Here is a 25,011-nt window from a genome sequence, read left to right on the forward strand (position 1 = left end):
AATACGGCTGCGATCCCCAGCCCCGCCAGCCACACGTGGCGCAGGCTGGTTTTCCGGGTAGGCCGTTGACGGGTTCGATGGGCCATCGCGATCTGCCTCGCGGCCGCCGGGCCGCCCTCACCCGACTGTCTACGCCCGCTATCGAGCAAACACCCTAGCCCTTGCCAGCGCGGGGGCGCAGGCAGGATGCTGCGCCATCGTCCGCAAGAGGAATCGCCGATGGCCGCGAAGTCCAGTTGGGCCGCCTTTCCGCACGACGCCAGGGGCTTCGCCTATGTAGGCGACGGCTTGAAGAAGGCCTGGCCGAAGCTGCATGCCGGCGATACCGAACCCTACCCCGACGCCAAACGCGCCGCCGCGCTGCTGGACGCCGCGGGCAAGGCCGCTCCCAAAGGCGTGGATGCCGGCTCGCTGGCGGCGCAGCTCCAGGAGGCTTGGCGCGCGTTCCACCGGGGCGATTTCAAGGCCGCGCATGATGCGGGGATCGCACTCGGCCCGATTGGCGCGTCGGTCGCGGTAAAGGCGCTCGGCATCCACGCGACCCACCTGGTCGATGACGACGCCGAGCGGCTCAAGCGCTTCGAACAGGCGGCCAAGCTCGCGGAAGCCGCAATCAAGGCGCTGCCCGACGACGCGAACAGCCACTACCGTTACGCCTTCGCCCTGGGTCGTTACAGCCAGGGCCTGAGCATCGCCAAGGCGTTGAAGGCCGGCATTGCCGGCAAAGTGCGCACGGCGCTGGAGGCTACGCTGGACCTCGCGCCCAAGCACGCGGAAGCGCACACGGCGATGGCGCTGTACCACGCCGAGATCATCGGCAAGATCGGCGCGATGGTCGGCGGCCTGACCTACGGCGCGAAAACCGCCGAGGCGGAAAAGCACATCGCGATGGCGTTGAAGCTCACGCCGGACTCGCCCATCGCGCATATCGAGCACGGCAACGTGCTGATGCTGCTGCACGGCGACAAGAAGGAAGATGCCGCCGCGGCGGAATACGAAAAGGCGGCCAAACTGAAGCCGCTCGACGCGATGGAAACACTGGACGCCGCGTATGCGGCATCGCAGCTGGAGTGACGCGGACGCCGCGAGTCAAAGCTCCGGGTGCAGCATTCCGAGATAACCCCGCTCGCGCGCCACGCGTGCCAGCGCCGGCAGGGTGCGTGCGCCGAGTTTCACCATCAGGCTCGTGCGATGACGGTAGAGCGTCTTCACGCTGATGCCGAGGTCGGCGGCGATTGCCTTCGGCGGTAGTTCCGACAGCAGGCCGCGCAGCGTTTCAAGTTCGCGCGGCGTCAGGCCGAAGTCTTTCGGTCGCTCCACCGCCTGGCTGATATCGCTGCTCAACGCGACATCGCCTCTCATCACGCGGTCGATCACGGAGACGAGCTCGGCAATGGCCGCCGTCTTGGTGACGTAACCGTGCGCGCCCTCATCGAGGGCCCGCAGCACCACGCCTGGGTCGCTGTGCATGCTGACGACGACGCGTCGCACGTTGGGAAGCTTCTTGCCCATCATGCGCAGCAGCAGGAGCCCCCCGTCTGCGGTCGCGAGGCTGAGGGTCGATGACCGCGACGTCGATGGGACGAAGGCGGACGATCTCCAGCGCCTGCGAGGCGTCGGAAGCTTCGGCGACCACCTCGTAGCGGCCGGTGTTATGGAACAGGCGTTTGAAGCCCTCTCGGACGATCGCGTGGTCGTCTACAAGCAGTGTGCGGATCATTCACCGAGTGTCGCCGACGGCAAGAGGGGGCGTAAGCGGAAGATTCTGATTGTTGGGAGGAAGATTCCCGGCCGCGCCGCCGGACCAGCCGAAACCCGGGGTGTTGCCAACCTCCCGGCCCTTTGCTGTATACTGCGCAGCCCTTACGGGCGGTTAGCTCAGCGGTAGAGCACTGCTTTCACACGGCAGGGGTCACAAGTTCGAAACTTGTACCGCCCACCAGTTTCAGGCAAAGGCCGGCGAAAGCCGGCCTTTTGCTTTTCCGTCCCGGCGAGCTCCGGAGGTCAGATGAACGGAACGAAGCTGTATCACAACCCGCGTTGCTCGAAATCCCGCGGCGCGCTCGAACTGCTGCGTCAACGCGGGATCGAGCCCGGCATCGTGGCGTATCTGGACGTCCCGCCCTCCCCGGCCGAGCTGCGCGTGCTGCTCGACACACTGGGCCTTCGCGCGCGTGAACTGCTTCGCACCGGCGAAGACGAATACCGCGCGCTTGGACTGGCGGACGAATCGTTGAGCGAGTCCTTATTGATCGATGCGATGAGCGCGCATCCGCGCCTGATCGAACGTCCGATCTTCGTGCACGACGGGCGCGCCATCATCGGCCGACCACCGGAGCGCGTGCTGGAACTTCTCGACTGACGGCGCGCTACAGACGCGCGTCGACCTCGTTGCGCGGATACAGGCTCTTGATGTCGTAGAGCAGCGCATGCGGCTTGCCGAAAGCGCGCGCGCCCTTCGCCCCGAGTTCCCGGAACTGGTCGTGCGCGACGGCCAGGACGACCGCGTCGTAGGCGCCGAGCGGTGGCTGTGCAACCAGTTCGATCCCGTACGCTTCACGCGCTTCGTCGGCCTGCGCCCACGGATCGTGGATGTCGACCTTCGCCCGGTACTCGCCGAACTTCTGCGCCAGTTCGACCACGCGTGTGTTGCGCAGGTCCGCGCAGTTTTCCTTGAACGTCAGTCCCAGTATCAGGATGCGCGATCCGGCGACGGCGATGTCGCGCTGGATCATCAGCTTCACCACGTCGGTCGCCACGTGCTCGCCCATCGCATCGTTGATGCGCCGGCAGGCCAGCAGGATGTCGGGGTAATACCCGGCCGCCTGCGCTTTCTGGATGAGGTAGTACGGATCGACGCCGATGCAGTGCCCGCCGACCAGACCCGGGCGGAAGGGCAGGAAATTCCACTTCGTTCCCGCCGCTTCCAGCACTTCGGTTGTATCGATGCCAAGACGCTGGAAGATCAGCGCGAACTCGTTCACCAGCGCGATGTTCGCGTCGCGCTGCGTGTTCTCGATGACCTTCGATGCCTCCGCGACGCGAATGCTGGACGCCTTGTGCGTCCCGGCCTGGATGATGCCGCGATAGAGCGCGTCGACGAAATCGGCCGTTTCCGGTGTGGAACCCGACGTCACCTTCGGGATGTCGACCAGCCTGCGCTGCCGGTCGCCGGGATTGATCCGCTCCGGGCTGTAGCCGACGAAGAAGTCCTCGTTGAACGTGAGCCCGGACATGCGTTCGAGTTCGGGAACGCAGATCTCTTCCGTCGCCCCGGGGTACACCGTCGACTCGTAGATCACCGTGTCGCCTTTCTTCAGTGCGCCGCCGATGGTGCGACTGGCTTCAACGAGCGGACGGAAATCCGGCCGCTTGTGTTCGTCGACAGGCGTGGGGACCGTCACGACGAAGACATTGCAGGTGCGCAGTTCAGCGGCATTCGCGACGAAGCGCAGCCGCGAAGCGGCCGCGATTTCATGCACGTCCGCCTCGCCGTTATCGTCCTGCCCGGTTTGAAGCCTGGCGACGCGGGCATCGTCGATGTCGTAGCCGATCGTCTCGTGATGCTGGCCGAACGCCACCGCCAGCGGCAGGCCGACGTAACCCAGACCGACGACCGCAATACGAATCTCGACCGAATCCGACATCCCCAGCCCTCTTTCGCGGCATCCCGCGATGCCTGAGCGCATTGTACGGGGTGGCCACCGCGCGCATTCCAGCGCCGGGCGCCGCCTCAATCGCGGTAATAGATCGTCAGATCGTCGCCGGCCGCGATCACCAGGCTGCGTCCGGAGAAGGAAAAGCCGCATGCGTGGATTTCCGGATCGCTTTCGATGCGGGTAAAGCGTGCCTCGTCGTCCTCATGGCACACGAACAGCGCGCTCCCCGGCGGCACCAGCAGCACGTCCTGTGTGGGCCATTCGAGCGTGACCTGTTCGAGCGACCAGCCGTCCTCCGTCGCACGCGGCAGGCCTCCGCCCTTGTGCCCGGCGATGGCGACATCGACATGCTCGAGCGGGCCGATGCCCTTCGCCTGGAGCAGGTGTTGCGGGCGGCTGTCGCGCTGCGTACCGCCCTTGCGCGCGATCTTCTCGCCGCTGGCGCAGTCGATGACGCCGAGGCTGTCGCGCGACACGACCAGCAGCAGTTCGCTCTCGCGATCGAATCCGATCGCTTCCAGTTGCGGCACCGCGAACACGCCGGAAACGCGCCACGGGGACGGCGGCGGAGTGAGCGGTGTCGTGCGGATCTGCCGGCGTATCGGGCCGAGGTAGCGGGCAGCGGATTCGAGTTCGGCGCGACGGCGCCGGGTGCGAAGGAGTGTGAGCATTGCAGCGCATGCTCGGCACGCCTGGTCAGGAGCGCCGGATCGTCAGAGGGAAACCATCCGGAACTTCCGGCGGTGCGACACGCAGGCGGCGGGCCGTCTGCGATGCGAAGAATGGTAGGTAGCGGCTCCGACGCAGGCCATGGGAATAGTCCGATTAAGGTCGGAAAATCCTGATACGGAGGTTGGTGCCCGGACCCGGGATCGAACCGGGACGACCGCGAGGCCGGCAGATTTTAAGTCTGCTGCGTCTACCTGTTCCGCCATCCGGGCTGGAGCGCCTGCGTAGCTTACGCGACGGTGGTGCGCGCGCCGAACGCGGCCGGCCGAGGCGCCAAAGAAAAAGCCCGACCTTTCGGTCGGGCTTTCGTTCTTTCTGGAGGCCTGGGTCGGAATTGAACCGGCGTACGCGGATTTGCAGTCCGCTGCATAACCACTCTGCCACCAGGCCGGTGACTGGAATCCGTGGAACCTGGATCGGATCCGGGATTCTTTCATATTCCAAGCCCGTTCACGCACGGGGACCTGAAACAACAAGGCCCCGAGAACGGGGCCTTGTCAGAAACTGGAGCGGGAAACGAGACTCGAACTCGCGACCCCGACCTTGGCAAGGTCGTGCTCTACCAACTGAGCTATTCCCGCTGAGGAACCGACATTTTAGGCATGGAATGAAAAGTGTCAACACCTTTTTCATTCCGTGGGAAATCCCGTCAGCGGACTTCCCGAACCACCGACCTGGCTGCCAACTCCCGGTCGAATCGTCGAACGCGTCTGCGTTCGCGATGCGCATATTCTCTATGAACGCGCGTCTTCGCGCAACACCGGCCACGCTGCACGAAGGTACGCAAGACCCGACCACAGCGTCAGCAATGCAGCGGCCGCGAGCAGCCATTCGCCGATCACGAAAATATTCAGTCCGTAGAACGGCTCCTGATAAAGCAGGCACACCAGCGCCACCATCTGCACGATCGTCTTGATCTTGCCGATCGTCGCGACCTTCACCGTCGCACGCTGGCCGAGTTCGGCCATCCACTCGCGCAGCGCGGAGACTGCGATTTCGCGACCAATGATCACCGCCGCCCACAGCGCCATCCACACGGTCGGATGCTTCTGCACGGTGAGCAGCAATGCGATGGCGACCATGAGCTTGTCGGCCACCGGATCGAGGAACGCGCCGAACGCCGAGAACTGGTTGTAACGCCGCGCGATCCAGCCATCGAGCCAGTCGGTGATCGACGCGAACGCGAAGATGAAAGCGGCCGCGAAATTCGTCCACTTGTAGGGCAGGTAGAAGACCAGCACCAGCACCGGGATCAGCATGATCCGCAGCAGGGTCAGCATGGTGGGTACGGTCAACTTCATCCTTCGCTCCGCGCGTCGCCGGTCGTTTCGGTCGTGTCCGATGGGGTGGGAGGTCGTTCAACGGGTTTGTCGGGCACGTCCAGCCCGTGAAGAGTCGCATAGATGCGCTCGGCCAGCGCGTCGTTGATGCCGTCCACGCGCGCGATCTCCTCGATGCCCGCTGCCTTCAGCCCGCCCAGTCCGCCGAAATGCCGCAACAGATTAGCGCGACGGCGCGGGCCGATGCCGGCGATGTCTTCCAGGCGGCTCGTGTTGCGCGCCTTCTGGCGGCGGCCCCGGTGGCCGGTGATGGCGAAACGGTGCGCTTCGTCGCGAACCTGCTGCACCAGCTGGAGGGCCGGCGACTCGGCGCCCGGGCGCACCGTCCGTCCGTCGGGGAGCAGCAGTTCCTCCTCGCCGGGCCGGCGCTCCGGTCCCTTGGCCACGCCGACCAGCGCGACGCCTTCGACACCGAGGTCATCCAGCACCGCCCTCGCCTGCGCGACCTGCCCCGCGCCGCCGTCGATCAGCAGGACGTCGGGCGTCACGCCGCCCTCCTCCATCGCGCGACGGAAACGGCGCTCGATCGCCTGGTGCATCGCGGCGTAATCGTCGCCCGGCTCGATGCCGGAGATGTTGAAGCGACGGTATTGCCCGCGTACCGGCCCCTGCGCATCGAACACCACGCACGAGGCGACGGTCGCCTCGCCCATCGTGTGGCTGATGTCGAAACACTCGATGCGCGATGGCAGCGCCTCCAGCCCGAGCAGTTCGCGCAAGCCTTCCGCACGCGTGTGCTGTGCGGCGTGGCTGGTGCGTTCGGCGGCGAGCGCGAGTTCCGCATTACGACGCGCCAGGTCGACGTAGCCTGCGCGTTCGGCGCGCACGTTGCACTTGATCTGCACGCGTCGATCCGACGTGCTCGACAGCGCATGTTCGATCAGGTCGCGGTCGGGAATGTCGCGATCGAGCACGATTTCGCGCGGCGGCGTCTGTTCGCCGTAGTACTGCGACACGAAGGCGGCGAGCACTTCTTCAGCGTTCTCGCTGCCGTTGGTCTTCGGGAAGAACGCGCGCGTGCCGAGGTTGCGGCCGTCGCGGAACGCCAGCAGCAGCACGCACGCGGTGACACCGTGCATCGCGATCGCCAGCACGTCGAGGTCCGCTGCGCGGCCGTCGACGTACTGTCGCGCCTGGAGGCTGCGGATCGACTGCAACAGGTCGCGCAGGCGCGCGGCTTCCTCGAAATCGAGCCGCACGCTCGCAGCCTCCATCGATTTGGCCAGTTCCTCGCTGAGCTCGTCGCTGCGGCCTTCCAGGAACAGGCCCGAACGCCGCACGCTTTCGGCGTAATCGCGCGCGGGCACCAAGCCGACGCACGGCGCGCTGCAGCGCCCGATCTGGTGCTGCAGGCACGGCCGCGAACGGTTACGGAAGACGCTGTCCTCGCAGCTGCGCAGCTTGAACAGCTTGTGCATGAGGTTGAGCGTGTCGCGTACGGCGCCGACGCTTGCGTACGGCCCGAAGTAGCGGCCCGGAATCGAGCGCGGCCCGCGATGCATCGCGATGCGTGGCCACGCTTCCTGCGTCATCAGCACGTACGGGTAACTCTTGTCGTCCCGCAGCAGCACGTTGTAGCGCGGCTTCAGCGACTTGATGAGCTGGTTTTCGAGGATCAGCGCCTCGGCCTCGGTGCGCGTCACCGTGACTTCCATGCGTGCGGTCTGCGCCAGCATCGCCATGATGCGGGCCGACTTCGGCGTGGCGTTGAAGTAGCTGGAGACGCGGTTCTTCAACGCGCCGGCCTTGCCGACGTACAGCACTGCATCGTCCGCCGCGATCATCCGGTAGACGCCGGGTGCGGTGCTCAGGTGCTTGACGAAGGCCTTTCCGTCGAAGGCCGGTGCGGCGGCGAGGCTCATCTACGCCCGGGCCCGGAAGGCGCGTCGCAGGCGCGCGCGACACGACACGAGGTCGAGGCGCAGGACGGGACGATGGCGGGAATTGCAGTCATGAACATCGGCTCAGGGATGGGGCCGATTATGCGTCAGGGCAAGGCGACAGACCGTGCGCGGCCTGCCCTGCGGACAGATCCGGGCGGCCGTTCAGCCCAGGCGCGACGGGTATTCGCGGCGCAGCCTCGCGATTGCGCCATCGGCAGCGCGATCGAGCAGCTGGTAAACGTGCTCGAACTGCGATGCCCCGCCCGTGTACGGGTCCGGGATTTCGCCTTCGTCCTCCACACCGGCCCAGTCCAGCAGCAGCGCGATGCACGCGTGCGCATCGGCCGGCGCGCAGGCGCGGACGTCGCGCAGGTTGGCGCGATCGGCGCAGAGCAGCCAGTCGAACCGGCGATAGTCCGACGCCGACAGCTGCCGAGCACGCAAGCCGGCGATGTCGACGCCGTGGCTGGCGGCGTTGGCGATCGCCCGTCGATCCGGCGGCTCGCCGACGTGCCAGTCGCCGGTGCCGGCCGAATCGAGTTCCACGCGCCCGGCGAGCGTCGAGGCGGCAATACGCGCGCGCAGCACGCCTTCGGCCACGGGCGAACGGCAGATGTTGCCCAGGCACACCACGAGCAGGCGGACGGGCTCAGCCATGACCGCTGGCGATCCAGGCTTCGGCGCGGGCAAGGTCTTCCGGCGTGTCGACGCCCGGGGGGAACGGCTCCGGCGTCACGCCGACGGCGATGCGATAGCCGGCCTCGAGCACGCGCAGTTGTTCCAGCGATTCGATCTGCTCCAGGCGGCCCGGCGGCAGCGCTGCGAAGCGCTGGAGGAAACCGGCGCGGTAGCCGTAGATGCCGATGTGGCGCAGCCAGTGGCCGCCTTCGGGCATGCGGCTGCGGTCGCGGGCGAACGCATCGCGCGGCCACGGGATGGGCGCGCGGCTGAAGTACAGCGCGCTGCCGTCGTCGGCGCGCACGAGCTTCACCGCGTTCGGATCGAACAGGGTTTCGACGTCGGTGACGGGTGCGGCCAGCGTCGCCATTTCCGTGTCGCCGACGCGCATGAGCTCGGCCACGGCGCGGATGCCCGCCGCCGGCGCGAAGGGCTCGTCGCCCTGCAGGTTCACCACGATGGTTTCATCGCTCCAACCCGCGATGCGGGCGCATTCGGCCAGGCGATCGGTGCCGGAGGCGTGGTCCGCCGACGTCATCGCAACGTGCACGCCGGCGCCTTCCAGCGCGGTGGCGATGCGGTCGTCGTCGGTGGCGATCCAGACCTCGCGCGCGCCGGCGGTCAGCGCACGTCGCGCGACGTGCAGCACGAGCGGTTCGCCGGCGAGCAGGCGCAGCGGCTTGCCCGGCAGGCGGCTGGCGGCGTAACGCGCGGGAATGGCGACGACGAAATCGGGCGCAGTGGCATTCATGCGGTCTTCGCTCCTGATGCGCGGCCGTCGCGATACTCGCGCGCCTTCGCCGAGATGCGGTCCAGCAGGCTCACCCAGAACGCTTCCGGCAGTTCCGCGCGCACCGGCACGGAGTAGAAGCGCTCGTCGGCGAACGCGGTGCACTTCACCGCGTCCTTCTCGGTCATGAGCACGGGAAGTTCACGGCTGCCGAACTCGAAATCGCTGGCCTGGTACTGGTGATGGTCGGAAAACGCGTGCGGCACGACGGCGATGCCGAACTCGCGCAACGTCGAGAAGAAGCGCTCCGGATCGCCGATGCCCGCAACCGCGTGCACGCGCTGGCCGGAGAACGAGCCGACCTTGCGTGGGCGGCCGCCGAGCATGGGATCGGCCATGTCGGCGACCAGTCGCATCGACCACTCGCCGAACCCCGTATCGCAGCCGCCAGTACCGACGTTCACGACGCGAAAATCGCAGGCCTGCGCGCGATCGGGTAATTCGCGCATCGGGCCGGCGGGCAGCAAGCGGCCGTTGCCGTAGCGACGCCGGCCGTCGACCACTTCGATCTCGATATCGCGCGCAAGGCGGTAATGCTGCAGGCCGTCGTCGCAGATCACCAGGTCGCAACCGGCCTGCACCAGCGCCTTCGCCGCGGCCGCGCGATCCTTGTCGACGCGCACGGGCGCGCCGGTGCGCTGCGCGATCAGCACCGGTTCGTCGCCGGACAACGCGGCGTCGCTCTTGGCGTCGACCCAGCGCGCGGTGCCTGCGTCGTCGCGACCGTAGCCGCGGCTCGCCACGCCGGGATTCCAGCCTTCGGCGCGCAGCCGTTCGACCAGCGCGATCGTCAGCGGCGTCTTGCCCGCGCCGCCGGCGGTCAGATTGCCGACAACGAGTACCGGCACGCCGGGATGCCCGCGCTTGAGCCAGCCCTTGCGATACGCGCTCCGTCGGAAACCCGAAACGGCGCCGTACACACCGGACAACAGTCGCGCGCCGAGCGGGACCGGCAGGTCGCCGTACCAGTATGCGGGGGGATTCACCGGGCCCTTGCTCACCTTGCCTTCCTCATCGAGCCGTCGGTCGAATGCGTCTTCGTGCAGCGTGCCTTCGCCGGGTTCGTCTTCACCACCGGGCCCTGCCTCATTCGGCCTCGCGGAACTGCATGCGGTGCAGGTGCGCGTAGAGCCCGCCCAGGGCGAGCAATTCCGCATGCGTGCCACGCTCGACGATGCGGCCCTGGTCGAGCACCAGCACCTGGTCGGCGTGTTCGATCGTCGACAGGCGATGCGCAATGACCAGCGTGGTGCGGTTGGGCATTAGCGTGTCCAGCGCGCCCTGCACGAGGCGTTCGGATTCGGTGTCGAGCGCGGCGGTGGCTTCGTCGAGGATGAGGATCGGCGCGTCCTTCAGCATCGCGCGCGCGATCGCCAGTCGCTGCCGCTGCCCGCCGGACAACTTCCCGCCCTTGGCGCCGATGTCGGTCTGCAGCCCTTCCGGCAGGCGTTCGACGAACTCCATCGCATTGGCGCCGCGCACGGCGCGTTCGAGCGCTTCCGGATCGGCCGACTGCATTTCGCCGAACGCGACGTTCGCCGCGACCGTGCCGTCGAACAGCATCACCTGCTGGCCGACGAGCGCGACCTGGCGACGCAGGTCCTCAAGGCGATAGTCCTGCAGTGGGTGGCCGTCGAGCAGGATCTGCCCGGACTCGATGTCGTAGAAGCGCGGGATCAGCTTGATCAGCGTCGACTTGCCGCTGCCGGAACGGCCGACGATCGCGGTCACCGTGCCGGGGCGCGCTTCGAAGGTGATGTCGGACAGCGCGGGCTCGGCCTGGCCGGGATAGCGCGCGGTGACGTGGCGGAATTCGAGCAGCCCCTGCGCCCGGTCGAGCGGTTGCGTGCCGCTGTCGACTTCGTCCGGCGTGTCGATCACGTCGAACAGGCGCTCGGCCGAGGCGACGCCACGCTGCAGCATGCCCTGCACGTTGGTGAGCTGCTTCAGCGCGGGAATCACGGCGAGCATCGCCACCATGAGGCTGACGAATTCGCCGGCGGTCAGGCGGCCCTGCATGGCTTCGCGCCCGGCGAAGAACAGCAGCATCGCCAAGCCGATCGCGCCCATCAGCTGGACCATCGCCGACGAAATGCTGCGCGTGGATTCGACCTTGAGGCTCAGTCGCAGGTGGTGGTTCGCCTGGCCGGTGTAGCGCGAAAGTTCGGTCGCCTGTGCGCCGTAGACCTTCACTTCCTGGTGGTTCGAGAGCGCCTGGTCGGCGGACTGCAGCAGCTGTGCCCCGCTCTCCTGGATGCGATGGCCGATGCGGCGGTAGCGACGGCCGACCTTGTCCATCGTCCATGCCAGCAGCGGACCGAGCAGCAGAACGGCGAGCGTCACGCGCCAGCTGGTGTAGAGCATCACGCCGAGCATCACCAGCACCTGCAGCGACTGCTGCAGCATTACCTTGGCCGCGTCGATGGCGGCCTGCGCGACCTGGTCGCTGTCCGAGCCCAGGCGCGTGAGCATCGAGGACACCGGCTCGGTGTCGAAACGCAGGCCCGGCAGGCGCAGGTACTTGCCCAGCACCTGCACGCGCAGGTCGCGCGCGATGCTGCGGCCGGCCCGAGCCATGAAGGTGTCGGTGAGGTAACCCGCGATGCCGCGCGCGACGAAGATGCCGATGATCGCCAGCGGCAGCACGAGGCTGACGTTCGGATTGCGGGTGACGAAGGTCTCGTCGACCATCGGGTTCATCAGCTTGGCGAACGCGCCTGCCGCGCCGGCTTCGATCAGCATGCCGACCAGCGCCACGACGAGTACGCCGCGATACGGCGCGACGAAATGCAGCAACCGTCGGTAGATTTTCCCGGCGGAGACCTCGCGACTCACTTCTTCGCCTCTGCCGCCGCCTCGTGCGTCTGCGGCGCGGTCGCGTTCATGACCTTGCGGAAACCGAGCTGGCCGAGCGCGTCGTACACGGTGACGACGGCCTGGTACGGCGTGCGCGCGTCGGCGCGCAGCATCACCGGGCGGTCGCGGTCGTTGCCCGCCACTTCGGCGATGGTGCTCTTGAGCGATTCGACGTCGCTGCGCAGCACTTCGCGGTCGTCGACGAAGTAACGGCCGTCGGCGTTCACCAGCACGATCAGCGCCTTGGCCGGATCGGTCGCGGCCTCGCCGGTCGCGCGCGGCAGCTCGAGCTTGAGCACCGAGCGCGCATCGAACGTGGCAGTGACGACGAAGAAGATGATCAGCACCAGGATCACGTCGATGAGCGGCACCAGGTCGATGTGCGGCTCATCGTCGGCGCGGTGGTCGCGGATACGCATCGTGCGGCGTGCCTCAGGCAGCCTGCGGCGCGCGCACGGCGGTCGCCGGGCGGCTGTCGAGCGTGTCCATCAGCGCGATGGCCTCGTGTTCCATCGCGACGATGTATTCGGAGATGCGGCCGCGAAACCAGCGGTGGGCGGCCAGCGCCGGGATCGCGACGATCATGCCGGTGGCCGTGCACACCAGCGCCTTGCCGATGCCGCCGGCAAGCTGGTTCACGTCGCCGATGCCGTGATCGAGGATGCCCAGGAACATCTGGATCATGCCGACCACGGTGCCGAACAGGCCCAGGAGCGGGCCGGCGGCCGCGATGGTGCCCAACGTGTTCAGGTAGCGCTCCATCTTGTGGACGAGATGGCGACCGACGTCCTCGATGCGCTCGCGGATCTGGTCGCGCGGACGCAGGCGCACGTCGAGCGCGGCGGCCAGCAGCTCGCCCAGCGGCGAGGTGCGGCGCAGGGATTCGATGTGGGCCGGGTCCAGCTTGCCGCTGCCCGCCCAGGTGCGGACTTCCTTGCCCAGGTTCGGCGGAAGGACGGCGCTGCGGCGCAGCGTCCAGGCGCGCTCGACGATCAGCGTCAGGGCCAGCACCGACAGCAACAACAGCGGAATCATCGGCCAACCGCCGGCCTTGACCAGTTCCAGCACGCGAACTACCCCTCCGGCCCTCGGCCGTCTCGATCTTCCCGATAGGATAGCCCAGCCGAACGCGAGACCCCGCGCCGCGCCGCGTCCCACAGGCGCGGATGTGCCTCTCGTCGCGCTTCCACTTCGATTCCGTCGCGTTCCAGCCGGACGCGCAGCGCTCCTTCGATCGCGGTGTCGTGGACGGCGGCCCCGGCGTGGCGCCAGCGCTCGACCACGAACGGCCGCGGATGGCCGAACCGGTTGCCGTGACCCGATGAGACCAGCGCCTCCGAGGCGCCCGTCGCCGCGACGAAGGCGGGATCGGACGACCCGCCGCTGCCGTGGTGGGCGACCAGCACGACGTCGGCGCGCACGCTCGCGGGCTGCTCGCGAGCGAGGCGGCGCTCGATGACCTCGCCGATGTCGCCGGCGATCAGCGCCGACCGCCCCGCTGCCTCGATCCGCAGCACGCAGCTGGACTCGTTGCCCAGGTACGGGAAATCGACCGGCGGGTGCAGGAAGCGGAACCGGACGCCGTCCCACGTCCAGCCGCGGCCTGCAAGGCACGGACGGCTCCCCGGCAGGCGAACGCCGTCGGGCGCGAACAGCATGGGCACGGGATATTGCGCCGCCACGGCGGGCCAACCGCCCACGTGGTCGTTGTCGCCATGACTGACCACGGCGCCGTCTAGCCGGGGCACCCCGAGTGCATGAAGCACCGGGATCACCGCACGCTCGCCCGCATCGAAGCCGTCCTGCACGGCGGGGCCCATGTCGACCAGCAATGCGTGCTGCGCGGTTCGCACCAGTACCGACTGCCCCTGTCCCACGTCGATGACGACCAGTTCGGCTTGGCCGGCCACGGGTACGCGTCGGTCTGGCCACAGCAGCGGCAACCAGAGCAGCGCCGCCAGCGCCTTGCCGGGCGTGCCGCGTGGCAGAAGCAGCCAGAACGCGCCGATCAGCGCGAGCGGCAAAGCGAACCAGGCAGCCTCAGGCAACCACCAGAACGACAGCGGGCTTGCCGCCAGCCACTCGAAGAGCGGCCAGCTGAGATCGAAGCACCACGCGGCGAGCTGCCACGCCCACTCGCCTGCTCCCGCGTGTACCGATTCCAGCCCAAGCCCCAGCAATGCCAGCGGGACGACGGCGAGGCTCCACCATGGCACTGCGACGAGGTTCGCCAGCGGGCCGGCCAGCGACGCCTGCCCGAAGAGGATCGCCGCGACCGGCAGCAGACCAATCGATGCCACGCCCTGCGCGGAGAGGAAATCGTGCACCGCATTCCCGCCGCTGTCGGGCAGGCACCACAGTAGCCACGCCACGCCGGCGAAGCTCAGCCAGAAACCCGCCGAAAGCGCGGCCAACGGGTCGATCAGCAGCATCGCAAAGGCGGCCAGCGCGAGGCATTCGCCGGCCGACATCCGGCGCCGCAACCCGCGCAGGCCGGCGACGATCGCGATCATCAGCGCCGTTCGTACCGTCGGCAGGGCGAAGCCGGCGACAGCCGTGTACAGGGCGGCGCCGCCGACGCTGCCCGCGGCGGCGGCGATGGGCGCCGGCACGCGGCGCGCCAGGGTCGGCCATGACCACCAGAGGGCCCGCACGATCAGCGCGAAGAAGCCGGCGACGAGGCCCACGTGGAAACCGGAAATCGCGATGAGGTGGGTCAGGCCATTCGCACGCAGGACGGTCCAGTCGGCATCGTCGAGGCCTCGCACATCACCGAGCGCCAGCGCGCGTATGAAGCGCGAGGATGGTCGATCGACATGGGTCGCGATGCGTTCAGACATCGCGTCGCGCCACGCGTCGATGCCGTGCGCCGGGGCGAGCTGTATTGCCGTTTCCGGCGAGCGCACGTAACCCATCGCGGCGATGCGTTGCGCCATCGCGAACTTCTCCGCGTCCGCGCCGCCGGGATTGCGCAGTCCGCGAGGCGCGCGCAATCGCACGTCGAAACGCCACTGCTGGCCCGCGCGCAAGGTGCTTCGTCTGGCAGGGTCGTCTTCGTACCACGCGAGCCTGAGATCGCGGCCGCGCAGGCGCGCGTCGGCGACACCGTCATCGACTCGGAACAGGAAGCGCGATCGGCGAGGCTCGTGTTCGGGCAGATCGAGGATGCGGCCAGTGACCACCGCGTCGTGGCGCGCCGGCGCGGAAGGCAGCTGTAGTGCGAGGGCATGCGCCACATGCAGGCCTGCCAACGCCAGCCCCGCAAGCCACCAGCCCGTGAGCAGCGCACGTGATTGCGACGACGCGACACCCCGCCATACACAGAACGCAGCGCCGATCAGCAGGATCAACGACACCCACCACGGCAGCAGCCACGGCGACCAGAGACACGCACAGACGCCGGCCAACAGGCTCAGCGCTGCAGCGATTCCGAAAGGCGGCGTCCCTGCCGCTGTCGCCACGTACTAGACCTCGTCCGGGGCCAGTTGACGCAGTTTGCCTTCGTGCAGCTCGAGCACGCGGTCGAGACGACGGGCGAGGCGGCGGTCGTGGGTCACCAGGACCAGCGCAGTGTGCTGCTCCCGGTTGAGCGCGAGCATCAGCTCGAACACGGTCTCGGCGGTCTTCTCGTCGAGATTGCCGGTCGGTTCGTCGCCGAGCACGCAGGCCGGACGATTTACCAGTGCGCGCGCGACGGCCGCGCGCTGGCGCTCGCCGCCCGACAGTTCGCCGGGCTTGTGGTCCAGCCGATGCCCCAAGCCCACCGATTCCAGCAGCGCCTTCGCGCGCTTGTTCGCGTCGGGCACGTGCGCGCCGGAGAGCAGCACCGGCAGCATCACGTTTTCCAGCGCGGTGAATTCCGGCAGCAGGTGATGGAACTGGTACACGAAGCCGAGCGACTGGTTGCGCAACGCGCCGCGCGCCGCATCAGAGAGCGAACTCATTTTCTGACCGGCGACGAAGACCTCGCCCGAGGTCGGCGTATCGAGGCCACCGAGCAAATGCAGCAGCGTGCTCTTGCCGGCCCCGGACGCACCGAGGATCGCCACCGTCTCGCCCGACTGCACGGCGAGGTCCAGCCCTTCGAAAACGGGCGTACGCAGCTTGCCCTCGGCGTAGGTCATGGCGAGGCCTTCGGCACGGATCGCCTCGCCCTGGTGCTTCTTCTGCATCGGATCACTCATAGCGCAGCGCCTCCGCCGGGGCCGTGCGCGCGGCGCGCCAGGCGGGGTAGATGGTGGCGAGGAACGCCATGACGAGCGCGACGGCGGCGATGATCATCACGTCGCTGGATTGCAGGTCGGTCGGCAACCCGGTGATGTAGTAGACATCCTCCGGCAGCAGCTGCACGCCGAGCACGGCCTCGATGGCCTTGAGGATGTGTTCGAGGTTGAGCGTCAGCACGATGCCGCCGATGACGCCGATGACCGTGCCGATCACGCCGATCAGCGTACCCTGCACGACGAAGACCTGCATGACACCGCGCGGCGTGAGGCCGAGTGTGCGGAGGATCGCGATGTCGGCCTGCTTGTCGGTGACGAGCATGACCTGCGAACTGACCAGGTTGAACGCGCCCATGGCGATGATCAGCGACAGCAGGATCGCCATGATGGTTTTTTCCATCTTCAGCGCGCGGAACATGTTGGCGTTCTCGCTCGTCCAGTCGCTGACGCGGAACGGGCCGCCCAGCGAGACGGCAAGGTCGCGCGCGACGTCCCAGGCCTGGTCCATGTCGTGCAGGCGCAGGCGCACGCCCGTAACGCCGTCGCCCATGCGCAGCAGGCGCTGCATGTCATGCATGTTGGCGACCGCGAGGCCCTTGTCGAAATCGTTGTAACCGGCCTCGAAGATGCCGCTGACGGTGAAGCGCTTGAGTTGCGGCACCGCGCCCAGCGGCGTGCTGCGGAAGTCGGTGGTGGTCATCACCACGCTGTCGCCGATGCCGACGCCGAGCCACAGCGCCAGTTCCTTGCCGAGCACGATGTTGAAGCTGCCGGGTGCGAGCGAGTCGAGCTTGCCCTGCACCATCTTGTCGGCCAGGACGGACACCTTGCCCTCCTGGTCCGGCACCACGCCGCGGACCATCGCCGGCTGGTTGCGCGCGCCGGACAGCAACGCTTCCTTTTCGATGTACGGCGCCGCGCCCGCCACGCGCTTGTCGGCGATGGCCTGGTTCACGGCGGTCTGCCAGTCCGTGAGCGGTTCGCCGTAGGCGCTGACGGTCGCGTGTGCGGCCATCTGCAACATGCGGTCGCGGATTTCGCGCTGGAAGCCGCTCATCACCGCAAGCGTGGTGATCAGCGCCGTAACGCCGAGCGCGATGCCCGCGATGGAGGCCAGGGAAATGAAGGAGATGAAGCCGTTTCGGCGTTTGGCGCGCAGGTAGCGCAGGCCGATGGCTACTGGGATGGGTTTGAACATAGCGGGCTAGGATGCCATTGGAGGCCGTGAATGCGCAGCCTCTATGACCGGAATGGCCAGCCGCAGTTCACGGCGATCCCGCGCCGGCAACGTGTCAGACCACCAGGCCAGCCTCCCCGGCCGCGCGCCTGCGTCGCGAAAACGGGCAAATGCCCATGGGCCGCGCCAGTGCACGCGCAAGTCGGAGACCTCCGCGCCGTCCAGCATGGCCCGGCCATCGGCGGCGATCACGATCGTGCGATTCCGGCGCGAGGCTTCGCGCGACGCCAAGTGTCCACCCCGCCCCGTCGAAAGCAGTGCCAGCGGTATCGAGAACAGGAGCGGCATCTCGCTGGCGAGGACGCTCAGAGCCCCCATTACACCCAGCGCGAGCAGCGCCAAGGTGAGCCAGCGCGAGGGCCGCCACTCAAGGCGGCAAGGCGCGGATGGAGTCGACGAGCTGCGCGAGTTCGGCATCGGCGGGCGTTTCGTGTCCCATGAACCAGTGCCAGAGCTTATCGTCCTCGACTTCCAGCAAACGTAGGAAAACCGCCCTTTCCGTTGCCGGAGCTTGCCGCCATGCACGGTCGAGATATCGCTCGAAAAGGCGGTCGAGTTCCCTCATGCCGCGTCGGCTGCGCCAGCGCAGGCGACTGAGCTCGCGCTCCAGTTCCTCGCTCACGTGCGCCACCAGCCCACTGCGATCGCACCCCACAGCAGCCACAGCACCATGCCGCCGGCGACGTACGCATAGAACCGGTGCATGACCTTGTTGTAGGTGCAGTGGATCGCGCTGTGCACGATGCGCAGCAGGACGAACGCCCATGCGAGTGCGATCGTCGTTGCATTCACCTGCCCCGTGATCGCAGCCACCACCAGCGCCATGTAGAACAGCACCGGCAGTTCGAACAGGTTGCGGAAGTTGTCCGCCGCGCAGCTGTCGGTCAGGCGCGCCGAAGACTGCGCCGACGTTGCGACCGCCTGCGGGTGGATGCGCTCGCGCTTCATCTGACCGATGCGGACGACATACATGCGCCACCACACCACGAAGGTCAGCGTCACCATCGCCACCGCGGGCATGAAGATCAGTTCTGCATCCATCCTTTCACCCCATCGCGCCCTGGAAAAAAGGCGCACTTGCGTGCGCCTTCTTCCGTATCAACTTCACCGCGGCCGCGATCAGGCGCGGCGCGCCAGCATCAGCTTCTTGATCTCGCCGATCGCCTGCGCCGGGTTCAGTCCCTTCGGGCAGGTGCGGGCGCAGTTCATGATGGTGTGGCAGCGGTACAGCTTGAACGGGTCTTCCAGGTCGTCCAGGCGCTCGCCGGTGTCTTCGTCGCGTGAGTCGACGATCCAGCGGTAGGCCTGCAGCAGGATCGCGGGACCGAGGTAGCGGTCGCCGTTCCACCAGTAGCTCGGGCAGCTGGTCGAGCAGCACGCGCACAGGATGCACTCGTACAGGCCGTCGAGCTTCTTGCGGTCTTCCGGCGATTGCAGGCGCTCACGGTCGGACGGCGACGGGCTCTGCGTGCGCAGCCACGGACGGATCGACGCGTACTGCGCGTAGAAGTGCGTCAGGTCCGGCACGAGGTCTTTCACCACCGGCATGTGCGGCAGCGGGTAGATCGGCACTTCGCCCGCGCTGCAGTCCTCGATGGCCTTGGTGCAGGCCAGCGTGTTCGTGCCGTCGATGTTCATGGCGCACGAACCGCAGATGCCTTCGCGGCAGGAGCGGCGGAATGTCAGCGTCGGATCGATCTCGTTCTTGATCTTGATCAGCGCGTCCAGAACCATTGGACCGCACGTCGCCATGTCCACCTCGTAGGTGTCCACGCGCGGATTCATGCCGTCGTCGGGATTCCAGCGGTAGACCTTGAAGGTGCGCGCCTGCCTGGCGCCCTGCGCCGGCCAGTGGCGGCCCTTCTGGATCTGCGAGTTCTTCGGGAGGGTAAATTCGGCCACGGTCTCGCTCCGGTCAGTACACGCGCTTCTTCGGCGGCACCACGGACACGTCGTCGCTCAACGTGTACATGTGCACCGGGCGGTAGTCGATGCTGGTTTCGCCACGCTCGTTGACCGAGCACAGCGTGTGCTTCTGCCAGTTGGCGTCGTCGCGATCCGGGAAGTCCTCGCGGGCATGCGCGCCGCGCGACTCGGTGCGGTTTTCCGCGGAAACGATCGTCACCAGCGCCTGGTCGAGCAGGTTCGACAGCTCGTAGGTCTCGATCAGGTCCGAGTTCCAGATCAGCGAGCGGTCGCTCACCTTCACGTCGGCGAAGGACGCATGGATCTCGCGCATCTTCGTCACTCCGTCGCGCAGCGTGTCGCCGGTACGGAACACGGCGGCGTCGGCCTGCATCGTGCGCTGCATCTTGTCGCGGATGACCGCTGTCGGCGTGCCGCCGTTGGCGTTGCGCAGCTTGTCCAAACGGGCGAGCGCCTGGTCGCAGGCGTCGGAGGCGAGCGTCGCCTGCTTGCCGTCGCGCTTGACCGTTTCCGCCGCACGGTTGGCGACGGCGCGGCCGAACACGACCAGGTCGAGCAGCGAGTTCGAACCCAGGCGGTTGGCGCCGTGGACCGAAACGCACGCCGCTTCGCCGATGGCGTACAGGCCCGGGACGACTTCGTCCGGGTTGCCGTTCTTCAACTGCACGACTTCGCCGTGGTAGTTGGTCGGGATGCCGCCCATGTTGTAGTGCACGGTCGGGATCACCGGGATCGGCTGCTTCTCGACGTCCACGTTGGCGAAGATGCGGGCCGACTCGGCGATGCCCGGCAGCTTCTCGTGGATCACTTCCGGCCCCAGGTGCGTCAGGTCGAGCAGGATATGGTCCTTGTGGTCGCCGACGCCGCGGCCTTCGCGGATTTCCATCGTCATCGCGCGGCTGACCATGTCGCGCGGGGCGAGGTCCTTCACGCTCGGCGCGTAGCGCTCCATGAAGCGCTCGCCGTTGCTGTTGCGCAGGATGCCGCCTTCGCCACGCACGCCTTCGGTGATCAGGCAGCCCGCGCCGTAGATGCCGGTCGGGTGGAACTGCACGAATTCCATGTCCTGCATCGACAGGCCGGCGCGCAGCACCATGCCGCCGCCGTCGCCCGTGCACGTATGGGCCGAGGTCGCGGAGAAGTACGCGCGGCCGTAGCCGCCGGTGGCCAGCACCGTGCCCTGCGCCTTGAACAGATGCAGCGTGCCTTCGGCCATGTCGAGCGCGAGCACGCCGCGGCACGCACCGTTGGCGTCCATGATCAGGTCGAGCGCGAAGTACTCGATGAAGAACTGCGCGTCGTGCGCGAGCGACTGCTGGTAGAGCGTGTGCAGGATTGCGTGGCCGGTGCGGTCGGCCGCGGCGCAGGTGCGCTGCGCCGGCGGACCTTCGCCGTAACGCGTGGTCATGCCGCCGAACGGACGCTGGTAGATCTTGCCGTCGTCGGTGCGAGAGAACGGAACGCCGTAGTGCTCCAGTTCGATGATCGCCGGGATGGCCTCGCGGCACATGTACTCGATGGCGTCCTGGTCGCCCAGCCAGTCCGAACCCTTCACGGTGTCGAAGAAGTGGTAGCGCCAGTCGTCCTCGCCCATGTTCGCCAGCGCGGCAGCGACGCCGCCCTGCGCGGCCACGGTGTGCGAGCGCGTCGGGAAGACCTTGGTGATGCAGGCCGTCTTCAGGCCCTTCTGGGCCAGGCCGAAGGTGGCGCGCAGGCCGGCGCCGCCGGCACCGACGACCACCATGTCGAAGGTGTGTTCGTGGATCTTGTAAGCGGGCACGGCGTCAGGCTCCCAGCGCGATGCGGACGATGGCGAGCACGCTGGCAATGCCGGCGAGTGCGCACACGAAGATGTTTAGAAGGTGCAGCGCGGTCGCGGAGAACGGCGTGTGCACGTAATCCTCGATGATCACCTGCACGCCGAGCTTGGCGTGCCAGAAGGTGGCGACGCTGAAGGCGGTCAGCAGGATCGCGTGGCATGGATGGGCCACGGTGGCGCGCACGGTCGCGTAGTCGTCGCCGATCATCGAGATGATCAGGCCGACGGCGTAGATCGCCAGGAAGATCAGCGCGATCGCGGTGACGCGCTGGACGATGAAGTGGCCCGTGCCGTCCTTCGCCGAGCCGAGGCCGCGCGCGTTCTTCAGCGGATTGCGCAGGTGGGGCTTGTGCGGCTTGATCATGCGGCACCCCGCTGCATCATCGCGACGACCCAGATCAGCACCGTCAGCACCAGGCTGCCGAAGATCGAGAACCAGCTGTTGCGCACGAAGGATTCGATCCTGTAGGCGTAGCCGGCGTCCTGCACCAGGTGGCGGATGCCGTTGAGCAGGTGGTAGGCCAGCGACCAGCTCCAGCCGAACAGGATCAGGAACCCGATCGCCGAGCGGTTGAAGGCGGTGAAGGTCGACCAGGATTCCGGACCGGCCGCCAGCGCGAGCAGGCCCCACGTGACGATGAGGCTGCCCACGACGAGGACGATGCCGGTCGCGCGGTGGAGGATCGAAGTCACCATCTGCACCTGCCAGCGATAGACCTGGAGGTGGGGTGACAGGGGACGTTCGCGGACGCGTGGTTCGTTCGCCATGAGCGTGGCGGTCTCTCGGCTGGGCGGCGATGCCGCGTGGCAGGAAGGCGTGTGCAGCGGTGATGCGTGATGAAAGCGGGGAATGTCGCGTCAGAAGTCGATGCAGCGTCCGTTCTTTTCCCAATCCCCGTAACGGGTCGGTTCCGGACCTTCGCGCCCGCCGTGTTCCTTTGCCTGCGTGTCGTCCGTGGACGGCTCCGGTTCCGGAGGCGGCGGCAGTGTGCCGGGAGGGGTTTGGCCTATCATCACGGCGTCAAATGTTAAGTCCCGCCCCCATGGATGACAACCCGCAGCCCGCGGCAGACCGCTATTTCGCCCTGCCCGGCCATGCCCTGATCACGCTGGAAGGTCGCGATGCGGCCGCCTTCGCGCAGGCGCAGTTCATGAACGACGTCGCCCTGCTGGAACCCGGCCGGTGGCAATGGAGCGGTTGGCTGACGCCCAAAGGTCGCGTGATCGCGCTGTTCGCTTTGCTCAAGCGGTCCGATGAGGCCATCTGGCTGGTGCTCCCCGATGCGGACGCGGCGGCAATGGCGAGCGCGCTGCAGCGTTTCGTGTTCCGCAGCAAGGTCCGTATCCAGGTCCGCGACGACCTCCATGCCAGCGGCCGCTTCGGCGCATCCGCGGCCGTGTCCGGCGCGGATTTCACCGGCGACGAGGAGGCGGGCTTCGAGCTGGATGCCGGTTCCACCGATGCACCGCGCACCTTGCGTCTGGCGGGAACGCCAGCGCCGCAGGATGACGCAGCAGCGACGCGCTGGCATACGCTCGACTTGCAACACGGCCTGCCGCGCCTGCCGGCGTCACAGGTCGAACACTGGACGCCGCAGCAGCTGTCGCTCGATCGCCTGCGTGCGTACAGCGTGAAGAAGGGCTGCTATCCCGGGCAGGAGATCGTCGCGCGCACGCATTTCCTCGGGCAGGCCAAGCGTGGGCTCGTGCTGCTCGGCGCCGACGCTGCGCTGGAGCCGGGCCACGAGGTGACGGCCGGCTCCGTTGCGATGGGAAAGCTGGTGGCTGCCGGCACCGACGGCGCGCGCCATCTCGCGCTCGCGGTAATGCCGCTCGAACGCGAAGCCGCTTCGCTCGACGTCGGCGGCACGCCCGTCGCGGAGGAAGCGCTGCGCGACGGACTGGCGCGCTGAGCCGCGCCTTGCCTCAGATCGCGCGAACGGCGCTGCGCTGCGACTGCCAATGCTCGTGCCACGCCTGGAACATCAGCACGTTCCATAGATGCGTGTGCCACTTGCGTTCGCCGCCGAGGAACTGCTGCCAGAGCGCGTCCACCGCATCGGCATCGAGATGCCCTTCGGCCCGCAGGCGCGCGGGATCGAGCAATGCCGCAGCCCACTCGCGCAAATCGCCCTTCAGCCAGTCGCTCACCGGCGCACCGAAGCCGCGCTTGCCGCGATCGACCATCGAGTCCGGCAGGTAGCGCCGCAGCACGCGCTTGAGCAGGTGCTTGTTGCCGGACGGATGCCGCTTGAAGTCCAGCGGCAGCGACCACGCGAACTCGGCCACGCGCCAGTCCAGTAGCGGCGCCCTCGCTTCCAGGCTCACCGCCATGCTGGTGCGATCGACCTTGCACAGCAGGTCTTCGGGCAGACAGACGCTGAAGTCGGCGAGCATCATCGCGTCGGCCGGCGTGCCCGCGCCGCGCAACGGGTCGGGCTGGTCGTAGAAGGTGTCCGGCAGCTTCGCGCCGGGCACGACGGCTTCGGGGTCACGCCAGCGCATCACGCGCTGGCGGTAGACGTCGCCGATGCCGCGTGCGCCCATTTCCGCCGCGAGCGCAGCGAAACCGCCCGTACGCGACGCTTCGCCGTGCGTCTTCGCACTGCCCGCCAATGCGTGCCGCAGGAAGCCTGGCACGCGGCTGTGCCAGCGCCAGTTGCGCAGCGCGCGTTCGTAGCGCTTGTAGCCGAAAAAGAGTTCGTCGCCGCCGTCACCCGAGAGCGCGACCGTCACCGCCGTGCGCGCCAGCCGCGCGACCAGCGCTGTGGGCACCTGCGAGGCATCGGCGAACGGTTCATCGAACATCGCCGGCAGCGTCGGCACGACGCCGAGCGCATCGGCGCCGCTGACGTACAGCTCGGTGTGCTGCGTGTGCAGGTGCTCGGCGACTTCGCGCGCGAGGTGGGCCTCGTCGTGGTGCGAGCGTTCGAACCCGATCGTGAACGTGCGCACCGGATGCCGGCTCTGCGTCTGCATCAACGCCGTCACGATGGAGGAATCGGTGCCGCCGGACAGGAACACGCCCACCGGCACGTCGGCGACCATCCGCAGCGACACCGCATCGCGCAGCAGGTCGTCGAGACGGTTCTCCGCCTCCAGGACATCGCCGTTGAACGGTTGCGCCAGCGCGGCACGCATGCGCTCGCGCGGTTCCCAGTAACGGCGCTGGTCGCGATGCGGATCGTGTGCGCGTGGACCGCCCGCGACCGTCGCCGCATCGATGCGCAACAGCGAACCCGGCAGCAGCTTGAAGGTGTCGACGTGGATCGCGTGCGGCGCCGGGATGTAGTCCAGGCGCAGCAGCAGCGCGAGCGCATCCGGATCGACGCCGTTGTCGAAGGCCGGATGCCGCCACAGCGCTTTCAGTTCGGAGCCAAACACGAACGTGCCGCCCGCCCAGCCGTAATACAGCGGCTTCTTGCCGACGCGGTCGCGCGCGAGCCACAGGCAACGTTCCTCGCGATCCCACAGCGCGATGGCGAACATGCCGTTGCAGCGCGACACGGCGTCCTCGACGCCCCACTCCATCACCGCGGCGAGCAGCACCTCGGTATCGGAATGGCCGCGGAAGACATGGCCGCGTGCGACCAGCACCTCGCGAAGCTCGGCGAAGTTGTAGATCTCGCCGTTGTAGACGACGACGTAGCGATGATCCTCCGACGCCATCGGCTGGTGGCCGAGCGGCGACAGGTCGAGGATGCTCAGCCGTCGATGCGCAAGGGCGACGCCGGCGGCGTCATCGACCCAGACGCCGCGGTCGTCGGGCCCGCGATGCTCCAGCGCATCGCCCATCGCACCGGCGAGCGCGTCGAGTCGCGCGGCGTCGAGGTCCGCCGTGGGGCGCAGCAGGCCGGCCAGTCCGCACATG

Annotated in this window: 25 protein-coding genes, 4 tRNA genes and 1 pseudogene; 4 read left to right on the forward strand and 26 right to left on the reverse strand. The window is 67.7% G+C overall.

Translation table 11 applies throughout. The features are described 5' to 3' along the window. The first annotated feature begins 219 nt into the window (after positions 1-219). Positions 220-1,074, forward strand: coding sequence for a tetratricopeptide repeat protein (locus GOY17_RS11200; protein ID WP_157030470.1), 855 nt, complete (start codon positions 220-222; stop codon positions 1,072-1,074). A 15-nt stretch (positions 1,075-1,089) separates the two neighbouring features. Here GOY17_RS11200 and GOY17_RS11205 read toward each other — a convergent pair whose 3' ends face one another. Both GOY17_RS11205 and GOY17_RS19140 read right to left on the reverse strand, forming a co-directional pair. After that, positions 1,090-1,515 carry a LuxR C-terminal-related transcriptional regulator gene (locus tag GOY17_RS11205; RefSeq protein ID WP_198173667.1) on the reverse strand — a complete coding sequence of 142 codons (426 nt, stop codon included), beginning with the start codon at positions 1,513-1,515 and terminating at the stop codon, positions 1,090-1,092. Beyond that, positions 1,430-1,720 carry a response regulator transcription factor gene (locus GOY17_RS19140; RefSeq protein ID WP_157030471.1) on the reverse strand — a complete coding sequence of 97 codons (291 nt, stop codon included), beginning with the start codon at positions 1,718-1,720 and terminating at the stop codon, positions 1,430-1,432. Before GOY17_RS19140 ends, GOY17_RS11205 begins: the two co-directional genes overlap by 86 nt. Before the next feature lie 147 nt (positions 1,721-1,867). Between GOY17_RS19140 and GOY17_RS11215 the strand changes: the two genes are divergently transcribed. Both GOY17_RS11215 and arsC read left to right on the forward strand, forming a co-directional pair. Further along, positions 1,868-1,942 (forward strand) — tRNA-Val (locus GOY17_RS11215). A gap of 66 nt (positions 1,943-2,008) precedes the next feature. Beyond that, positions 2,009-2,362 (forward strand): arsenate reductase (glutaredoxin), encoded by a 354-nt coding sequence (arsC, locus tag GOY17_RS11220; protein WP_157030472.1) that lies wholly within the window; start codon positions 2,009-2,011, stop codon positions 2,360-2,362. Between the two features lie 7 nt (positions 2,363-2,369). Here the strand turns inward: arsC and GOY17_RS11225 are convergent, their stop codons facing one another. The 23 genes and pseudogenes from GOY17_RS11225 to GOY17_RS11335 form a co-directional block, all read right to left on the reverse strand. Beyond that, on the reverse strand, positions 2,370-3,647 hold the full coding sequence (locus GOY17_RS11225) for a nucleotide sugar dehydrogenase (RefSeq protein WP_157030473.1): 1,278 nt from the start codon (positions 3,645-3,647) through the stop codon (positions 2,370-2,372). A gap of 86 nt (positions 3,648-3,733) precedes the next feature. Beyond that, positions 3,734-4,330, reverse strand: coding sequence for a hypothetical protein (locus GOY17_RS11230; protein WP_157030474.1), 597 nt, complete (start codon positions 4,328-4,330; stop codon positions 3,734-3,736). Positions 4,331-4,513: 183 nt separating this feature from the next. Then, positions 4,514-4,600: transfer RNA gene (locus GOY17_RS11235), tRNA-Leu, on the reverse strand. A gap of 104 nt (positions 4,601-4,704) precedes the next feature. Beyond that, positions 4,705-4,778, reverse strand: a tRNA-Cys gene (locus GOY17_RS11240). A 115-nt stretch (positions 4,779-4,893) separates the two neighbouring features. Beyond that, positions 4,894-4,969 (reverse strand) — tRNA-Gly (locus GOY17_RS11245). Between the two features lie 153 nt (positions 4,970-5,122). After that, entirely contained in the window at positions 5,123-5,689 is a 567-nt protein-coding gene (gene pgsA / locus GOY17_RS11250) for a CDP-diacylglycerol--glycerol-3-phosphate 3-phosphatidyltransferase (protein WP_115841651.1), read from the reverse strand. Further along, positions 5,686-7,590 (reverse strand): excinuclease ABC subunit UvrC, encoded by a 1,905-nt coding sequence (gene uvrC, locus GOY17_RS11255; RefSeq protein ID WP_157030475.1) that lies wholly within the window; start codon positions 7,588-7,590, stop codon positions 5,686-5,688. Before uvrC ends, pgsA begins: the two co-directional genes overlap by 4 nt. A gap of 183 nt (positions 7,591-7,773) precedes the next feature. Beyond that, positions 7,774-8,268, reverse strand: a complete 495-nt coding sequence (locus GOY17_RS11260; RefSeq protein WP_157030476.1) for a low molecular weight protein-tyrosine-phosphatase — start codon at positions 8,266-8,268, stop codon at positions 7,774-7,776. Next, positions 8,261-9,040 (reverse strand): 3-deoxy-manno-octulosonate cytidylyltransferase, encoded by a 780-nt coding sequence (gene kdsB / locus GOY17_RS11265; RefSeq protein WP_157030477.1) that lies wholly within the window; start codon positions 9,038-9,040, stop codon positions 8,261-8,263. The genes GOY17_RS11260 and kdsB overlap by 8 nt, the downstream gene beginning before the upstream one ends. Further along, on the reverse strand, positions 9,037-10,080 hold the full coding sequence (gene lpxK, locus GOY17_RS11270; protein ID WP_232338411.1) for a tetraacyldisaccharide 4'-kinase: 1,044 nt from the start codon (positions 10,078-10,080) through the stop codon (positions 9,037-9,039). Before lpxK ends, kdsB begins: the two co-directional genes overlap by 4 nt. A gap of 85 nt (positions 10,081-10,165) precedes the next feature. Next, complete coding sequence (msbA, locus tag GOY17_RS11275; protein ID WP_157030479.1) at positions 10,166-11,914, reverse strand: lipid A export permease/ATP-binding protein MsbA; 1,749 nt, start codon at positions 11,912-11,914, stop codon at positions 10,166-10,168. Beyond that, complete coding sequence (locus GOY17_RS11280) at positions 11,911-12,354, reverse strand: ExbD/TolR family protein (RefSeq protein WP_115841657.1); 444 nt, start codon at positions 12,352-12,354, stop codon at positions 11,911-11,913. Before GOY17_RS11280 ends, msbA begins: the two co-directional genes overlap by 4 nt. Before the next feature lie 13 nt (positions 12,355-12,367). After that, positions 12,368-13,003, reverse strand: a complete 636-nt coding sequence (locus GOY17_RS11285; protein WP_115841658.1) for a MotA/TolQ/ExbB proton channel family protein — start codon at positions 13,001-13,003, stop codon at positions 12,368-12,370. After that, positions 12,897-15,396 (reverse strand): annotated as a pseudogene (locus GOY17_RS11290) (DNA internalization-related competence protein ComEC/Rec2); the annotation flags it as partial. The gene GOY17_RS11285 and the pseudogene GOY17_RS11290, both read right to left, overlap by 107 nt. A gap of 3 nt (positions 15,397-15,399) precedes the next feature. After that, entirely contained in the window at positions 15,400-16,107 is a 708-nt protein-coding gene (gene lolD / locus GOY17_RS11295; protein WP_115841659.1) for a lipoprotein-releasing ABC transporter ATP-binding protein LolD, read from the reverse strand. Positions 16,108-16,111: 4 nt separating this feature from the next. Further along, positions 16,112-17,356 (reverse strand): lipoprotein-releasing ABC transporter permease subunit, encoded by a 1,245-nt coding sequence (locus GOY17_RS11300; protein ID WP_157030480.1) that lies wholly within the window; start codon positions 17,354-17,356, stop codon positions 16,112-16,114. Positions 17,357-17,762: 406 nt separating this feature from the next. Further along, entirely contained in the window at positions 17,763-18,017 is a 255-nt protein-coding gene (locus GOY17_RS11305; protein WP_157030481.1) for an FAD assembly factor SdhE, read from the reverse strand. After that, positions 18,014-18,436, reverse strand: a complete 423-nt coding sequence (locus GOY17_RS11310) for an MAPEG family protein (RefSeq protein ID WP_157030482.1) — start codon at positions 18,434-18,436, stop codon at positions 18,014-18,016. Before GOY17_RS11310 ends, GOY17_RS11305 begins: the two co-directional genes overlap by 4 nt. A gap of 78 nt (positions 18,437-18,514) precedes the next feature. Further along, positions 18,515-19,297: a succinate dehydrogenase iron-sulfur subunit gene (locus GOY17_RS11315; RefSeq protein WP_115841663.1), complete on the reverse strand. Its 783-nt coding sequence runs from the start codon at positions 19,295-19,297 to the stop codon at positions 18,515-18,517. Between the two features lie 13 nt (positions 19,298-19,310). Continuing rightward, positions 19,311-21,101, reverse strand: coding sequence for a succinate dehydrogenase flavoprotein subunit (gene sdhA / locus GOY17_RS11320; RefSeq protein ID WP_157030483.1), 1,791 nt, complete (start codon positions 21,099-21,101; stop codon positions 19,311-19,313). 4 nt (positions 21,102-21,105) lie between these two features. Then, the gene (gene sdhD / locus GOY17_RS11325) at positions 21,106-21,504 is read right to left on the reverse strand and encodes a succinate dehydrogenase, hydrophobic membrane anchor protein (RefSeq protein WP_115841665.1); all 399 of its coding nucleotides are present in this window, start codon (positions 21,502-21,504) and stop codon (positions 21,106-21,108) included. After that, positions 21,501-21,836, reverse strand: a complete 336-nt coding sequence (gene sdhC / locus GOY17_RS11330) for a succinate dehydrogenase, cytochrome b556 subunit (RefSeq protein ID WP_425482306.1) — start codon at positions 21,834-21,836, stop codon at positions 21,501-21,503. The genes sdhD and sdhC overlap by 4 nt, the downstream gene beginning before the upstream one ends. 162 nt (positions 21,837-21,998) lie before the next feature. Further along, the gene (locus GOY17_RS11335; RefSeq protein WP_115841667.1) at positions 21,999-22,154 is read right to left on the reverse strand and encodes a DUF1674 domain-containing protein; all 156 of its coding nucleotides are present in this window, start codon (positions 22,152-22,154) and stop codon (positions 21,999-22,001) included. Positions 22,155-22,183: 29 nt separating this feature from the next. On the opposite strand from GOY17_RS11335, the gene ygfZ reads away from it, so the two are divergent. Beyond that, the gene (gene ygfZ, locus GOY17_RS11340) at positions 22,184-23,053 is read left to right on the forward strand and encodes a CAF17-like 4Fe-4S cluster assembly/insertion protein YgfZ (protein WP_157030485.1); all 870 of its coding nucleotides are present in this window, start codon (positions 22,184-22,186) and stop codon (positions 23,051-23,053) included. Positions 23,054-23,066: 13 nt separating this feature from the next. On the opposite strand, the gene asnB is transcribed toward ygfZ, so the two are convergent. After that, positions 23,067-25,010 (reverse strand): asparagine synthase (glutamine-hydrolyzing), encoded by a 1,944-nt coding sequence (gene asnB / locus GOY17_RS11345; protein WP_157030486.1) that lies wholly within the window; start codon positions 25,008-25,010, stop codon positions 23,067-23,069. Position 25,011 lies beyond the last annotated feature (1 nt).

Origin of the sequence: Lysobacter soli, from assembly GCF_009755585.1 — a bacterium.
Classification (GTDB): domain Bacteria; phylum Pseudomonadota; class Gammaproteobacteria; order Xanthomonadales; family Xanthomonadaceae; genus Lysobacter_J; species Lysobacter_J soli.

Bases quoted from the DNA above. Each gene is read 5' to 3' on its own strand.
- pgsA (WP_115841651.1), bottom strand. From the start codon at position 5,689: ATGAAGTTGACCGTACCCACCATGCTGACCCTGCTGCGGATCATGCTG.
- uvrC (WP_157030475.1), bottom strand. From the start codon at position 7,590: ATGAGCCTCGCCGCCGCACCGGCCTTCGACGGAAAGGCCTTCGTCAAG.
- GOY17_RS11225 (WP_157030473.1), bottom strand. From the start codon at position 3,647: ATGTCGGATTCGGTCGAGATTCGTATTGCGGTCGTCGGTCTGGGTTAC.
- GOY17_RS11300 (WP_157030480.1), bottom strand. From the start codon at position 17,356: ATGTTCAAACCCATCCCAGTAGCCATCGGCCTGCGCTACCTGCGCGCC.
- GOY17_RS11260 (WP_157030476.1), bottom strand. From the start codon at position 8,268: ATGGCTGAGCCCGTCCGCCTGCTCGTGGTGTGCCTGGGCAACATCTGC.
- asnB (WP_157030486.1), bottom strand. From the start codon at position 25,010: ATGTGCGGACTGGCCGGCCTGCTGCGCCCCACGGCGGACCTCGACGCC.
- GOY17_RS11200 (WP_157030470.1), top strand. From the start codon at position 220: ATGGCCGCGAAGTCCAGTTGGGCCGCCTTTCCGCACGACGCCAGGGGC.
- sdhD (WP_115841665.1), bottom strand. From the start codon at position 21,504: ATGATCAAGCCGCACAAGCCCCACCTGCGCAATCCGCTGAAGAACGCG.
- GOY17_RS11205 (WP_198173667.1), bottom strand. From the start codon at position 1,515: ATGATGGGCAAGAAGCTTCCCAACGTGCGACGCGTCGTCGTCAGCATG.
- GOY17_RS11230 (WP_157030474.1), bottom strand. From the start codon at position 4,330: ATGCTCACACTCCTTCGCACCCGGCGCCGTCGCGCCGAACTCGAATCC.
- arsC (WP_157030472.1), top strand. From the start codon at position 2,009: ATGAACGGAACGAAGCTGTATCACAACCCGCGTTGCTCGAAATCCCGC.
- GOY17_RS11310 (WP_157030482.1), bottom strand. From the start codon at position 18,436: ATGGATGCAGAACTGATCTTCATGCCCGCGGTGGCGATGGTGACGCTG.
- lolD (WP_115841659.1), bottom strand. From the start codon at position 16,107: ATGCAGAAGAAGCACCAGGGCGAGGCGATCCGTGCCGAAGGCCTCGCC.
- kdsB (WP_157030477.1), bottom strand. From the start codon at position 9,040: ATGAATGCCACTGCGCCCGATTTCGTCGTCGCCATTCCCGCGCGTTAC.
- ygfZ (WP_157030485.1), top strand. From the start codon at position 22,184: ATGGATGACAACCCGCAGCCCGCGGCAGACCGCTATTTCGCCCTGCCC.
- GOY17_RS11280 (WP_115841657.1), bottom strand. From the start codon at position 12,354: ATGCGTATCCGCGACCACCGCGCCGACGATGAGCCGCACATCGACCTG.
- sdhC (WP_425482306.1), bottom strand. From the start codon at position 21,836: ATGGTGACTTCGATCCTCCACCGCGCGACCGGCATCGTCCTCGTCGTG.
- GOY17_RS11335 (WP_115841667.1), bottom strand. From the start codon at position 22,154: ATGATAGGCCAAACCCCTCCCGGCACACTGCCGCCGCCTCCGGAACCG.
- GOY17_RS19140 (WP_157030471.1), bottom strand. From the start codon at position 1,720: ATGATCCGCACACTGCTTGTAGACGACCACGCGATCGTCCGAGAGGGC.